This window comes from Streptomyces sp. MBT53 (assembly GCF_016654115.1).
GTDB lineage: Bacteria > Actinomycetota > Actinomycetes > Streptomycetales > Streptomycetaceae > Streptomyces.
The window spans coordinates 1-421 of record NZ_JAEQAZ010000516.1 but is presented as its reverse complement, the minus strand read 5'-3'; the positions used below and the strand labels follow the sequence as shown (position 1 = coordinate 421).

Genomic DNA, 421 nt, shown 5'->3' with positions numbered 1-421 from the left:
TTTCCCGGAGGATCAGTGGCGTCGACGCCAACTCCGTTGCGGGGACGGGGCGTCGACGCCACTGATCCTCCGGGAAAAGGGCTCGGGCACCCGCCAGGTACTGGACGCGGCGTTGGGCGGCCTGGCCCGCCCCCTCATCGAGTTGTCCTCCACTACGGCGGTCAAGGCATCGGCGGTGAGCGGAGCGGGCCCGGCCGTCCTGAGCGAACTGGCGGTCGGCGAGGAACTGTCGACCCGACGCCTGGTCCGCATCCCGGTGGAAGGGGTCACCCTGGCCCGAGACTTGAGAGCGGTATGGCCAACGGGCCACCGCCCGACGGGCCCAGCACGCGAGCTGCTGTCCCTGACCCGGGGTTGAGGTCCCGCCCTGGGGTCCCGCCCTGACGTCCCGCCCTGGGGGCTCCGCCCCCAGACCCCCGAC

General features: G+C 72.7%; 1 protein-coding gene. It reads left to right on the top strand.

The window, feature by feature from the left end; all coding sequences use genetic code 11:
• Positions 1–358, top strand: a 358-nt coding sequence (locus tag JHN45_RS52550) for a LysR substrate-binding domain-containing protein (protein ID WP_236585090.1), incomplete at its 5' end; no start/stop codon positions are given.
• Positions 359–421 lie beyond the last annotated feature (63 nt).